This is a genomic window from Cytobacillus sp. FSL R5-0569 (genome assembly GCF_038007265.1).
Taxonomy (GTDB): domain Bacteria; phylum Bacillota; class Bacilli; order Bacillales; family Cytobacillaceae; genus Cytobacillus; species Cytobacillus kochii.
In genome coordinates this window covers 3,789,842-3,803,569 of sequence record NZ_JBBOWW010000001.1, presented here as the reverse complement: position 1 = coordinate 3,803,569, position 13,728 = coordinate 3,789,842, and the positions used below count along the sequence as shown (strand labels likewise).

Below are 13,728 nucleotides of genomic sequence, written 5' to 3'. Positions count from 1 at the left end.
TCTTTTAAGAATAAGCGTTGACTAGAAAAATACGGTTAAATTTCCTTTAGAAAGGTAAAATTTGAAAGCGGTACCAATGTTGATTTTATAGTATTGATAATCATTATCAAATTAAAAAATCTTAAAATTCTTAAAGTGTCAATTTAGCTTGAAAATAAGATAGAAAAGGAATACTATGTAATAGAAGATATATTTATTAATTTTTTGTGACATTTTTCGAACATTTTTTTGTCCGTATTAGTGAAGAATATCACAATCTTTTATTTTATGAAAAATAGGAGATAAGAAGTACTATAAAATATATTAAAGGTGGAAGTGATACACTTGAAAAAGCCAAAAATCGTTATTTTAGGTGCAGGTTACGGTGGATTAATGACTGCAACTCGTTTGCAGAAACAAATCGGAGCAAATGATGCTGAAATTATTCTTGTGAATAAAAATGATTACCATTATGAAACAACTTGGTTACATGAAGCATCTGCTGGTACATTACATCACGACCGAGTACGTTATGATATAAGTAAAGTAATTGACAACGGTAAAGTTGAATTTGTAAAAGGTACTGCTGTTGAAATTAAAACAGATGAGAAGAAAGTTCTACTTGAAAAAGGTGAGCTTGAATATGACTATCTAGTAGTTGCACTAGGTGGAGAATCTGAAACATTCGGTATTAAAGGATTGAAAGAATACGCTTTCTCTATCTCTAATATCAATTCTGCGCGCCAAATTCGTGAGCATATCGAGTATCAATTTGCTACTTATAATACAGAAGAAGTAAAAGATGATACGCGCCTATCAATCGTTGTTGGTGGTGCTGGTTTCACAGGTATCGAGTTCCTTGGTGAATTAGGTAACCGTATTCCTGAATTATGCAAAGAATATGATGTACCTTTTGAAAAGGTGAAGATTGTATGTGTTGAGGCAGCTCCAATGGTATTACCAGGATTTGATCCTGAATTAGTTGAATATGCTGTTGCTCATCTTGAGAAGAAAGGTGTTCAATTCCGTATTGGCACAGCGATTAAAGAAGGTACGCCAGATGGTATTATCGTAGCAAAAGGCGAAGATGATGTAGAAGAAATTAAAGCTGGTACTGTAATCTGGGCTGCTGGTATTCGTGGGAATGCCATTATTGAAAAATCAGGATTCGAAGCTATGCGTGGACGCATAAAAGTGGATGAGAATTTAAGAGCACCTGGACATGACAATATCTTTGTTATTGGTGATAGTTCATTAGTAATTAATGAAGAAATTAATCGTCCTTATCCGCCAACTGCACAAATTGCTATGCAACAAGGTGAATTAGTTGCAAAAAATATTGCTGCACTTATTCAAAATAAAGAACTAGGGTCATTTACTTTTGATAACAAAGGTACAGTATGTTCTTTAGGTGAAGATGATGCGATTGGTGTTGTATTTGGTAAAAAAGTGGTTGGTAAAAAAGCTTCATTTATGAAGAAAATGGTTGATAACCGTGCATTATTAATGATCGGTGGCGCTTCATTAGTTGCAAAAAAAGGTAAATTCAACGTTCTTTAATGCGTTAAATATAAGAGGGCAAACGATATGTTTGCTCTTTTTTTTATAGATTAATTCATCTAAGGAGGGATAAAATGGGAAAAGTCGATAGAGGTAAAGTATGGCTTGGGGTTAGTGGTCTTTTAATCAATGAAAAGAATGAATGGTTAGTTGTAAACAAGAAATACGGTGGTTTAAAAGGGAAATGGTCATTACCTGCTGGTTTTGTAGAGCAAGATGAAACAGCAGATGAGGCAATAATTAGAGAAGTGAAGGAAGAAACTGGGCTAGCTTGTCGTGTGAAAGAGATGATAGGTCTTCGTACGGGTGTAATCAAAAGTGAAATTAGCGATAATATGATCATTTTTCTTTTGGAAGCTGATACAAATCAGGCAATTGTAATAGAAGACAAAGAATTAGATGATGTCCAATTTATGGATCCACTGGAACTTATTCATCATCAACCAACTTCAGTCATGATTCAGTATATATGGGAGAGCCTCAATCATAACAACAAAACATTAATTGATGGCATTAATCCTGGAGATCAATTTGGTTACACTTCTTATAAATTATTTTTGTAACCTCGTGATATATTGCATAATTTAAAGCATAAGAAAGATAATAATGCTTGTATGCGTTTACATAAAGGGTTTTTACTGTTTTTTGAACCTTTCCATTTTTGATATTTTTCTGTATTATTTAGTTATTATCAGAAAATTCAATTATTCCAAGGGAGATGAACAACATGACAGTAAAAAATGAATCTAAAGTTTGTATCTATTGTGCAGGTCAAGGGTATTTCCAACTGATCCTTGGAGGATCGGAAACATGTGCTTGTTGCGGTGGTTCTGGTAAACATGAAAAATAAATATAGCAACTGAATAAGGTGTAATGATAGCGCTCTAAGTTCTAGAGCGCTTTTAATTTTGTTAAAATACAGTAGAATTATCTCATCATGCTATCAAATATCAAAATTTTTAAATAAAATTCTGCTATAATAAAGTTTAGTAATTGGCGAAGTTTGTAATGGAGGTTGCAATTTATGCGTATCGTTAAACCTGAATCTCTGCATCAACAAGCATATCATATAATTAAGAGCGAAATTCTTGAAGGGGTATATCAACCTTCTGAGAGAATTGTAGAAGCAAAAGCGGCAAGTAAATTAGGCATAAGTAGAGGACCCGTTAGAGAAGCGATTCGAATGCTCATTCAAGATGGTCTCCTTGTATATAATGATGGCTATGTAAAGGTTTATACACCGACGGTTCAAGATGTAATAGATCTTTTCCAATGTAGAGAAAGTTTAGAAGCTCTTGCGATCAGCTTAGCTATTCATAATATTTCAGAGAATGAGAAAGAAAAGTTACAGGAGAATTTAATAGCTAGTTATCAGGCAAATGAAAAGAAAGATATAATCGAACTCGGTAAGCTCGACCAAGCCTTTCATGATATTATCATTTATGCCTCAAAGAATAAACAGTTAACAGAGTTATTAGAAATGATTCGGGCAAAGATTCATTATATGCGTAGTAATATGGTAAAGGAAAACTTCTATCCTACGTTAGTAGAAGAACATGAAAGAATTATAGACTTATTATTTAGCGGTGATGAAAAAGGAGCACAAGAATATATCAGGCAGCATATCAGAAAAGGGCTTGATGGTGTCCTTATGCATATTGATAAAAGCGTGTCTAAATAAAGATCAGCTACTCTAAGTAGAGCCCTACATAGAGTAGCTTTGTTTGATTATTAAGGCAGATTCTAAGTTTAAAGGTTTGATTGTAACACTGGTGAGACAAGTCAGCTTGTTTATTTTATCTGTAAAGTCTCCCGTATGGTGTGCTCTTCTTTGTAGTGACGACCATATATTTCTTTTGAGAGAAGGTCATTATAGAGAATTCAATGGTAATTTCCCATTCCTTTTACTAACTTAGTTAGGTTATTCATTCATAAAAATAGTGTACACATGATCCCGCCTATAGCTAAATTCATCCCCGCATTCGAGCTGGCTAATATTTGTTCTAGCAACAAACGCATATATACCTCCTCTGTAACTGAAAGTGATGAAGTTTTCTACTACTTCTTCTTCCTGTTGTTGCGTTATCCTTACTTGTTTAAATGCACAAAGTGAGTATGTCTTTTTCACCCTTTTTTTACATAAACTATGTATGAGGTAGAGCAATTTCAGCTTCATTTCATATCGCTCTTTCAAGTCAAACAAGGCGAATATTAAATTAAGAGGTATGTTGGTTAACTGTTTTCCGTTGACTAAAAATAGAAAATGTTGTAATATCCGAAATATAAAGAAAATTCAGAAGTGTGGTGTGGTGTAAATATTTTAACATGGGTAATTTTCTTTTGTTACTACAATGAAAGCGCATACAAAAAGGGTGGTGTGTAGCAATGAAGGATGGATTACATATTGGTCTATCAGAAGTAATGACAATAAATATCACAAAGGATATGTTTGCGCAGTTCGATGGAGAAGTTGTTCATCCCGTCTATTCAACTGCATCCATGGTGTATCACATGGAGTGGGTTTCTAGAAAAATCCTTCTTCCATTTCTTGAGGATCATGAAGAGGGAATGGGGGCAGCTGTCCACATGCAACATGTTGCTCCATCTGGGGAAAATTCTAAAGTGACTTTAACAGCGACCGTTACGACAATTACTGAACGTTCTTTAGTAACGGAGGTTATTGTGATGAATGAACTTGGACTAATTGGTAGAGGAGAAGTCAAACAAGCAGTTCTTCCGAAAGAAGTAATTGCGAAGAAAGTTTTAGCTACCAACAATTAAGGGGGAGCAAGGATGGAAAAGCTTAATCAGTCTCAAGAAGTAGGAAACGATATTTTTAAGAAGATGGCTAATCATGAACAAGTAGTCTTTTGTAATGACCCGAGTACAGGTTTACGAGCAATTATAGCCATTCATAATACCACATTAGGTCCAGCTCTTGGTGGAACGCGGATGTACCCTTATGAAAATATGGATGCCGCCTTAGAAGACGCTTTACGTTTAGCTGAAGGCATGACAGCAAAATGTGCAGCAGCAGATGTTGATTTTGGAGGAGGTAAGGCAGTCATTATTGGTGATCCGAAAAAGGATAAATCACCTGCCTTATTTCGTGCTTTTGGTCAATTTGTAGATTCATTGAATGGTAGATTTTATACAGGAACGGATATGGGAACAACGATGGAGGACTTTGTCCATGCTTCAAAAGAAACGCGATTCATTAATGGGATACCTGAAGCATATGGAGGTGGAGGAGATTCGTCCATCCCTACTGCTCAAGGGGTTGTTTATGCTATACAGGCAACTAATCATTATTTACATGGTACAGACCTTTTGGAAGGGCGCACATACAGTATTCAAGGATTAGGCAAAGTTGGGATGAAGATTGCAGAATCACTGCTTGAAGCTGGTGGTGATGTGTTTGTTACAGATATTAATCAAGAGGCAATAGCAGAACTTGTAGAAAAGGCAGAAACGTTAAGAGGTAATGTGCAAGTAGTTGATCATCTAGAGATTTACCGCGTATCGGCCGATATTTTCATTCCATGTGCAATGGGTGGAGTGTTAAACGAAAGAACCATCAGCGAATTAAGAGTCCATGCCATTGTCGGATCTGCTAATAACCAACTGGCACATTCTTCTGACGCCGCTCTTTTACATGATAAGGGTATCCTATACGCTCCTGATTATATTGTGAATGCTGGGGGGCTCATTCAAGTAGCAGATGAATTATATGGACCAAGTAAAGAGCGAGTATTGCAAAAAACAAGAACGATTTATCATACCTTACTACAATTATATCGAGAATCTGCTACAACTGGAAAGAACACAGTAGAAGCCGCCCAAGATCGTCTACAAAGACAGATGAAAGAACAGCAACATAGAAGCAACTTTTTCTCTCGGAATGTAAGACCTAAATGGGATTTTAAATGATGGGAGGCATTACTATGGAAAGTTATCCACTATATCAAATGATCGATGAGAACGGGGAATGGGTTAACAAGTCACATGAAGAAGAATTCAATGAGGAAAAAGTAAAGGAATTTTATTATCACATGTTGCGTATACGCACCTATGACCAGAAGGGGGTTGCATTGCAGCGTCAAGGGAGGATTGGTACGTATGTGCCTTTTCCAGGTCATGAAGGAGCACAAGTAGGAAGCGCACTGGCACTATCAGAAAATGATTGGATGTTTCCTACTTATCGTGATCACGGTGCCTCTCTCACATTTGGTGCAGATTTAGATCGGATGCTCCTTCATTGGAATGGTAGAATTGAAGGTTGTTTACCATCAAAAGAAAAGCGAATTATGCCAGCTTCCATACCAATAGCTACCCATTTACCACATGCTACAGGCGCTGCAATAGCGGAGGTGTATAAAGGAACTGACAACGCTGCCATTGCTTATTTTGGAGATGGTGCTACCTCTGAAGGTGATTTTCACGAGGGTTTAAATATAGCAAGTGTATTTAAGGCACCAGTCGTTTTCTTTAATCAAAATAATGGTTACGCTATTTCGTTACCTATTGAAAAACAGATGAATTCAGAAACGATTGCACAGAAAGCTGTTGCTTATGGGATACCGGGTGTGCGGGTAGATGGTATGGATGTTTTTGCTGTACATTATGCAGTGAAAGAAGCTTTAGAACGGGCGCGAAAAGGGGAGGGACCAACGCTTATTGAAGCAGTTGTTATTCGTTTTGGGGCACATACAACAGCAGATGACCCTTCGAAATATCGTGATCAGGAAGAAATCAATCGTCAAAAAGAGGCGAAGGATCCTCTTCTTCGGCTGGAAAAGCATTTGCAATTTCGCGGATTTTGGAGTGAAGAGTGGGTAGAGAGTATTCAATCTGATATACGTAAGGAGATAGAGGCAGCTGTAGAGAAAATGGAAAATGCACCTGCTGCTAACACAGACGACATGTTTGATCATGTCTTTAGAGAACCTACTTGGACGATATCAAGGCAAAAAGAACAATTAGGCTTGATTGGGGGGAATCGATAATCATGGTCATGTCAAATGAAATAATAAAAACGAAAGCAACAAGTCAGTCGTTGACGATGATCCAAGCAATCACGGATGGATTAAAGACGATGCTAGACAGTGATCAAAACACGATTATTATGGGTGAAGATGTTGGACGCAATGGGGGTGTGTTTAGAGCAACTGATGGTTTACAGGAGACTTTTGGCGAAAAAAGAGTCATCGATACACCACTAAGTGAAGCAGGGTTCGTCGGAACAGCTGTAGGGATGGCGTTAGCGGGACTAAAACCAGTCGTCGAAATTCAATTTCTCGGTTTTATCTATCCAGCATTTGAACAAATTGCGACTCATGTGACAAGAATGCGTATGCGTACACTCGGTCAATATCATATTCCCATGGTGATTCGCGCTCCATACGGTGCAGGAGTCCGCTCACCAGAAATCCATTCGGAAAGTGTCGAAGCATTATTTACACATTTACCAGGAATAAAAGTCGTGTGCCCATCTAACGCTTATGATGCAAAAGGTTTATTGTTAGCAGCAGTAGATGACCCAGATCCCGTCCTTTTTTTAGAACCGATGCGTCTATACCGTGGAAGTAGAGAAGAAGTACCTACGGGTGATTATCGAATTGAAATAGGCAAAGGCACTCGTGTGCAAGAAGGCAATGATGTCACCATTTTTGCTTGGGGTGCAATGATTCCATTAGTCATGAAAGTTAGTGAAAAAATGAAAAAAGACGGTATTTCCTGTGATGTGATTGATCTAAGAAGCCTTTACCCACTAGACCGTGACTTGATTGCTGATTCTGTGCAAAAAACAGGGAGAGTTGTCATTGTTCATGAAGGGCATGAGACAGGCGGGTTAGGTAGCGAAATTATTTCTATAATAAATGATACTTCTTTTCTATATTTGAAAGCACCAGTGGAGAAAGTGACTGGCTTCGATGTACCTGTGCCATTATTTTCTTTGGAGAATGATTATTTACCATCAACAGAACGAGTAGAGACAGCAATTCGTAAAGCTTACACATTTTAGAGGGGAGGGTGAGATGATATGACTGATGTGAAATTTAGCGATATAGGTGAAGGAATGACAGAAGGAGAGATTATCCATTACTTTGTCAAAGAAGGAGATACAGTAGAGATAGATCAGCCATTGGTTGAACTACAAACAGATAAAATGGTGGCTGAAATCCCTGCTCCCTCAGCTGGTGTCATCACCTCCATTCCTTTTCAAACAGGAGAAGTCGTTACGGTTGGAACGGTGATTATGACAATCGATAATGGACAGAGCCTTGCAAAGAGAGAAGAAGTAGTGATTGAAACCGTTCCACCGCGTAAGGAAAAAGAAGTTATTGCTGAAGCGAATGGGAATCGCTATCAACGTATACTTGCAGCACCTTATACAAGAAAAATTGCAAGAGATCTAAATATAGATATAGAAAGAATTGTTGGTACAGGACCAGCGGGAAGAGTAATGGATGATGATGTGTATCAATTTGTGGAAGGATATCGTGCTAAAGAAACGAAAAAAGAGAGAACAGAGCCACAAGTAGAAACAACAAAATTAGAGGAGACTATTCCTTTTACAGGAATTAGAAAAGTCATCGCTCAACGAATGAGTCATTCTCTACAAACAATTCCTCATGTTACGCATTATGATGAGGTCGATGTCACCCAATTATTAGAAGCAAGAAATGAATTAAAGGATTTAGGTGATCGCCTCTCTCCAGCCGCATTTTTCTTGAAAGCAGTTGTTATCTGCTTAAAAGAACACCCATTATTTAATGCAAGATTAGATGAAGAAGCAGGTGTCATTCGGTTGTTAAAGGATTATCATATAGGTGTGGCGACACAAGGAAAAGAAGGTTTAATGGTACCGGTCATTCACCAAGCTAATCAAAAGTCAGTCCGGGCGATCCATGAGGAGATGAAATCGTTAACGAAAAAAGCACAAGAAGGTAAGCTAACTCCTGGTGATATGAAGGGTGGAACTTTTACAGTTAATAATGTTGGCCCCCTTGGCCGCGGGACAGGGGCAACGCCAATTATCAATCATCCTGAAACAAGTATTATTACCTTCCATGCAGTGAAGAAAAAACCGGTAGTAAATGCTAAAAATGAAATCGTTATTCGTTCTATCATGAATATTTCTATCTCTTTTGATCATCGCGTCATAGATGGTGCGCAATCAATTGCTTTTTCTAACCGTTTCATTGAACTAATTGAACAACCAACAAAACTATTAGTGGAGCTGATTTAAATGGTTGTAGGCGAATTCGCTGAAAAGCGGGATTTAATCATTATTGGAGGCGGTCCTGGAGGATACAACGCGGCGATTCGAGCAGCTCAATTAGGGTTGAAGGTAACTTTAGTTGAACAGAATGAATTGGGCGGTGTTTGCCTGAACTCAGGTTGTATACCCTCAAAGGTTTACGCGCAAGCTGCAAAGAAGTTAGAAGCGCTAGGGCATTATGCTTCTTTTGGTATTGCTATTGATGAACCTACTTTTGCTATTGAATCGTTAAATGATTATAAGAATATGACAATTGAACGGTTGCGTAAAGGGGTAGAAGAACTTTGTAAAGCAAACCAAATTGAGTTAATTCGTGGCAAGGCTCAATTTATAAATCAAAAGCGTTTAGGTATTGAAATGTCTCATCATTTTGATTTATATGATTTTGAGAAAGTCATTATAGCGACCGGAAGCACTGCTGAAATACCAACAGAGTATCGCTCTGCCAAAATCCTAACAGAAGCTGAACTTTATCGGTTAACGGAGATTCCTCCTCATCTTATCATTTATGGTCATAGTTATATTGCATTAGAAGCGGCCTTTACTTATCGTCAACTTGGTGCAGATGTGACCCTCATTTTAAATAAAGAAAATTTCTCATTTGATGAAAGTATTAATAGGGAGTTACAGCGATTATTAAAGAAGCAAAAAATCAAAGTATACCGTGATTATCAATTAATAGATATAAAAGAAAGTCATACTCTCTTGCAGCTGAAGTTATCTAAATCAGACCAGGAGATCACATGTGAAGGTAGTCATGTATTTATGGAAGGAACGCATCATGGGAATATCAAGACCCTCGATTTACAAAGAATAGGTGTGGAATGTACAACTGATGGTTTTATTAAAGTAAACCAGCAATTACAAACAAATATACCGACAATATACGCTATTGGTGATGTCACGGGTGGCGGGCAATCGGCTGTTAAGTCAATTAAAGAAGGAAAAGTGGTCGCTGAGAGGATAGCTGGCTTGAATAGTGAAGTGGATTTAAGCTTAATGCCATCAGTTGCCCATACAATACCACCTCTTGCAACAGTGGGGATGACAGAACAAGAAGCAAAAGAAAAAGGGTTAAACATTGCTGTTAGTCAATTCAATTATAGCGGCAATGGCTATGCGATGGTGACTAGTGAAAAAAGTGGCATCATGAAAATTATTAAAGATGCAGATAATGATGTGCTACTCGGCTTTCATGCCATTGGTTCTTCAGCTATTGAATTAATTAGTACAGCAGTCACAGCCATGGAACTCGTTGGTCGTGACGAAGACTTAAATTTCCCACTGTACCCTCACCCGAGTTTTAACGAAACCATTTTAGAAGCTATTGAGGGCTTGAATAACCGTGCGATTCATATGAAACCGAATGAGAAAAAATCCGTTAAGGTGTGAACAGTAATCATAATGAAGCTAGGCGTGCGTACTTGATGGGCACTTCTAGCTTTTTTACATTTTCAATGCTATTTAAAGGTAAATTTAACTTTAAAGTAGAAAAATCTTTATTTTTTGTCATTTCTATTGTAAGAACATGTTGACGCATAGAGAGAAGTTTCAGTAAACTTAATATTGATGTGCAAGGGAGGACAAGCTGAATGCAAATGACCATTTTCGTATTGCCGATTTCTATGTTACTCTTTTTTGTTTTGTTTTTCGGAATTGGTTTTATATTAAATATGCTTTTAAGAATGTCATGGATCATGGCAATTGTTTATCCAATTGTCGTTATTAGGATTATTGATAAGGTTCGACTCATTGAATACTTTAATGACACTCGTGCTGCCTTTTCTAGTCTTTGGACGGAAATCACGAGCCTCCAATTAGCTGATATTCTCATCTTGAGCAGTGGCTTTGTTGGTGCCATTGTTGCTGGCATAGTCATTAACATGCTCCGCAAAAGAGGATATCGTATGTTTTAATCTATACATAGGGAAAGAAACTCTACTATATATTAAAGTAGAGTTTTTTGTATTTTAAAATAATGTCGTTTATTGTGATGGAATCTTTTATAATGTAAAAAGAAAGGCGGTACATCATGGCCATTATTAACCCCCTGAATCCCTCACATCAGCTCCAATTTTTACGTGCACTGAGTGTGCGAAAGGAATTTTCACTCGATGAAAAACAATACTTTCACTTATTGCTTAAAGGTTACGAAGGAGAAAAAAGGTGGCGAGAATATTTAAACGGCTTTCCTTCTGAGATTCCTATTCTATTTGACCTCACGCTAAAAAGTAATCATACGATTTTTCAGGTAGATGCACTCATGGTTCACCAGCATCATATTACTTTTTTTGAGACTAAAAATTTTAGCGGTAACTTTACGATAAAAGATGGGCATTGGTATCATTCAAATAAAGAAATAAAAAATCCATTGATTCAAATAGAACGGAATCAAACACTGATTCGACAATTTGTAGATCAACATCATTTACAACTAACCTTTGATTATTTGTTGGTTTTTGTAAACCCTGAATTTATGCTGTATGATTCTAAGCCAAGAAAGAATCTCATTCTTCCCCCACAAATCCCAAATCTAATAAGAAATTTAAGCCAAATGCGTCACACCCCCACAACCCATCATACAAAGATTATTCAAACTTTATTAACCCATCAAACCGAGTCTTCATTGTTCGTCATCCCGAAGTATACATATCAGGAATTAGCCAAAGGGCTATTTTGTAACAAATGTAGGAATAAGATGGAAAGGAAAGCTAATCGGGTCATCTGCCCTACGTGTAAAAGTCAGTGTTCCTTAGAAAATGCATTGTTAGATCTGATTCATGATTTTTCCATTCTTTTTCCTGCTTTGAAAGTAACGAACCAAGTCATATTTAATTGGTGTAATGGGATCATAAGCAAATCAACTATTCGAAGAGTCCTCCTAAACAATTATTCCTTAAAAGGAAGTGGCCGAGGTATTTATTATGAAAGAAAATAGAACAATGCAAGGATTGCTTCAACATGCGTGGTTGATGAGTAATTTGGTAGGATTCAGGCGAAAACGCGTCAAAAATCTGTGACCGAAGAAAAAAATGATAGGATTCAGGCGAAAACGCGCCAAAAATTCGTAATCGAAGAAAAAAATGGTAGGATTCATGCATAAACACGTCAAAAACCCCCATGATCAAAGAAAAAGTAGAAGGATTCGAGCAGAAAGCTATTGGACCAAGAGAGTGAATCTCTTGGTTTTTTTGATATGAAAGTCCAAGCGGTTATTAGTTAGCTATCAAATGATGAAGAATATTGAATTTTCATAAGGGTTTTATTTGGTTATAGGACGGTATGTTTAGCTTCTTTCTAAAAAAAATGAATATTACCTTGAATTAAGGGAAATGACTATTGTTGGGAGGAGTGATTAACTGATGTATGATATAAAAAAATGGGCGAAAAGAATGGTGATAGCTGTAGCGTTTTCTTTCGCTTTATTATCCACATTCCAAACGATTTCAGGTGTAGAAGCAAAGCAAGTGATTGATTATATGAGTGAACAAGCTAATGAAGGAGAGGGATCTACCCTATCTTTCAAACATGCTTTAAAATCGATTGGACTGGCCTTTAAAGATTTAAATAAGACTTTGGAAGCAGATCACTTGAAATTATCAGCAAGCACAGTTGCTGAGGAACCACCTTCTTTGAATGATTGGGATTGGTCACAATACGACACTAAGGAAGTTATCGCAACCGGATATACGGCCTATTATGAGTCGACAGGTAAAAATCCTGGTCATCCTGAATTTGGTATTACATATTCTGGTGTAAAGGTGAAAAGGGATTTATATTCTACGATTGCTGCAGATTTAACTGTTTTCCCCATTGGTACGATACTGTGGATTCCTGATTATGGGTTTGGCGTAGTTGCTGACAAAGGTGGCGCCATTAAAGGAAATAAATTGGACTTATATTATGAAACAGTAGATGATGTATATAATTCTTGGGGGAAGAAAACTTTGGATGTTTATGTAATATCAATCGGTGATGGTACGTTAACTGAAGAAGATTTACAAGAGTTAAATGAAACGGAATCACTACAAGTATTTAGACAGCAGTATACAAAAGAATAACTAAACTAAAAAAGTAATGGGGGATGAGTACCCATTACTTTTTTAGTGGAGAAGAATATATTTTCGGATGTAATAACTGCCCCAATTTGATTGCCCCTTCGATTAATCTTGGTGAAGGACGGCAAAACAATTCTTCCTCTAGGACATAAACGTTATTGTTTTTCATTGCATCCATATTTGACCAACCTGGACGTTTCTGTAAAATGACTGGATTCACTTTTTCTTGTCTTACACCTACCCAGGCTAAACAAATGACATCAGGATTTTGCGAACGGATGGTGTCCCAGTCTGTCTGGATATTTGCTTGTTCTTTAAATGCGAAAAGGTTTTTGCCGCCCACAAGTTCACTAATTTCAGTTAGCCAGTTTGTACCTCCAGGTGTAAAAACTGGCTTTGGCCACCATTCCCAATAAATAGAGAGAGGGTTTTTCACCTGTTTAGCTAACTTTTTTAAGTTCATTACTTCTTCATGAAAGCTTGCTGCGGCCTGCATGCCGACTTCTTTTTCACCTAGGGCTGTGGCTACAGTGATTAAGTCATTTTCTATATCTGTTAAGCTTTGTGGATTTAATGTTATGTAGGGAATGCCTCGTTCATCCAATGCTAGAATATTTTTTTCCATTCCCGGTACACTTAAGGATGCCAGCACAAGGTCTGGTTTAGCCTTTTCTACAGCGTTCATATCTATAGAGAGGTCTGGCCCCAGCTTTGGTAGAGTATTTACTGCTGCTGGCCAATCAGAGTAATCATCAACAGCAACAAGTTGATCGGTTAACCCTAAGTAGGCGAGAATTTCTGTATTACTAGGGCAAAGAGAGGCGACTCGCATGATTGAAACCTCCA

General features: G+C 37.3%; 14 protein-coding genes. 13 read left to right on the top strand and 1 reads right to left on the bottom strand.

Annotated features, from left to right (window positions below; genetic code table 11):
- Positions 1-324: 324 nt before the first annotated feature.
- The 13 genes from MKX78_RS19250 to MKX78_RS19190 all read left to right on the top strand — a co-directional run bounded on the left by MKX78_RS19250 (position 325) and on the right by MKX78_RS19190 (position 12,885).
- Positions 325-1,539, top strand: coding sequence for an NAD(P)/FAD-dependent oxidoreductase (locus MKX78_RS19250; RefSeq protein ID WP_095372035.1), 1,215 nt, complete (start codon positions 325-327; stop codon positions 1,537-1,539).
- Positions 1,540-1,613: 74 nt separating this feature from the next.
- Positions 1,614-2,102, top strand: coding sequence for an NUDIX domain-containing protein (locus tag MKX78_RS19245; protein ID WP_095372036.1), 489 nt, complete (start codon positions 1,614-1,616; stop codon positions 2,100-2,102).
- Between the two features lie 164 nt (positions 2,103-2,266).
- Positions 2,267-2,389 (top strand): YuiA family protein, encoded by a 123-nt coding sequence (locus tag MKX78_RS19240; protein WP_233435202.1) that lies wholly within the window; start codon positions 2,267-2,269, stop codon positions 2,387-2,389.
- A 174-nt stretch (positions 2,390-2,563) separates the two neighbouring features.
- Positions 2,564-3,220 (top strand): GntR family transcriptional regulator, encoded by a 657-nt coding sequence (locus MKX78_RS19235; RefSeq protein WP_095372037.1) that lies wholly within the window; start codon positions 2,564-2,566, stop codon positions 3,218-3,220.
- Between the two features lie 704 nt (positions 3,221-3,924).
- Positions 3,925-4,320 (top strand): thioesterase family protein, encoded by a 396-nt coding sequence (locus MKX78_RS19230; protein WP_095372039.1) that lies wholly within the window; start codon positions 3,925-3,927, stop codon positions 4,318-4,320.
- Positions 4,321-4,332: 12 nt separating this feature from the next.
- On the top strand, positions 4,333-5,469 hold the full coding sequence (locus tag MKX78_RS19225) for a Leu/Phe/Val dehydrogenase (protein ID WP_322910420.1): 1,137 nt from the start codon (positions 4,333-4,335) through the stop codon (positions 5,467-5,469).
- A gap of 14 nt (positions 5,470-5,483) precedes the next feature.
- Positions 5,484-6,545, top strand: a complete 1,062-nt coding sequence (gene pdhA, locus MKX78_RS19220; protein ID WP_095372041.1) for a pyruvate dehydrogenase (acetyl-transferring) E1 component subunit alpha — start codon at positions 5,484-5,486, stop codon at positions 6,543-6,545.
- A gap of 2 nt (positions 6,546-6,547) precedes the next feature.
- Complete coding sequence (locus MKX78_RS19215; RefSeq protein ID WP_233435203.1) at positions 6,548-7,564, top strand: alpha-ketoacid dehydrogenase subunit beta; 1,017 nt, start codon at positions 6,548-6,550, stop codon at positions 7,562-7,564.
- Positions 7,565-7,582: 18 nt separating this feature from the next.
- Positions 7,583-8,791 carry a dihydrolipoamide acetyltransferase family protein gene (locus MKX78_RS19210; RefSeq protein WP_322910419.1) on the top strand — a complete coding sequence of 403 codons (1,209 nt, stop codon included), beginning with the start codon at positions 7,583-7,585 and terminating at the stop codon, positions 8,789-8,791.
- Positions 8,792-10,216, top strand: a complete 1,425-nt coding sequence (locus tag MKX78_RS19205; RefSeq protein ID WP_322910418.1) for a dihydrolipoyl dehydrogenase family protein — start codon at positions 8,792-8,794, stop codon at positions 10,214-10,216.
- A gap of 200 nt (positions 10,217-10,416) precedes the next feature.
- Positions 10,417-10,740, top strand: a complete 324-nt coding sequence (locus MKX78_RS19200) for a YuiB family protein (protein ID WP_224938003.1) — start codon at positions 10,417-10,419, stop codon at positions 10,738-10,740.
- Positions 10,741-10,856: 116 nt separating this feature from the next.
- Positions 10,857-11,762 (top strand): nuclease-related domain-containing protein, encoded by a 906-nt coding sequence (locus MKX78_RS19195; RefSeq protein ID WP_340976273.1) that lies wholly within the window; start codon positions 10,857-10,859, stop codon positions 11,760-11,762.
- A 424-nt stretch (positions 11,763-12,186) separates the two neighbouring features.
- A complete protein-coding gene (locus MKX78_RS19190) occupies positions 12,187-12,885 on the top strand; it encodes a 3D domain-containing protein (protein ID WP_224938001.1) in 699 nt (232 codons plus the stop codon).
- A gap of 34 nt (positions 12,886-12,919) precedes the next feature.
- On the opposite strand, the gene MKX78_RS19185 is transcribed toward MKX78_RS19190, so the two are convergent.
- Positions 12,920-13,714, bottom strand: coding sequence for a cobalamin-binding protein (locus MKX78_RS19185; protein WP_307318173.1), 795 nt, complete (start codon positions 13,712-13,714; stop codon positions 12,920-12,922).
- Between the last annotated feature and the right edge of the window lie 14 nt (positions 13,715-13,728).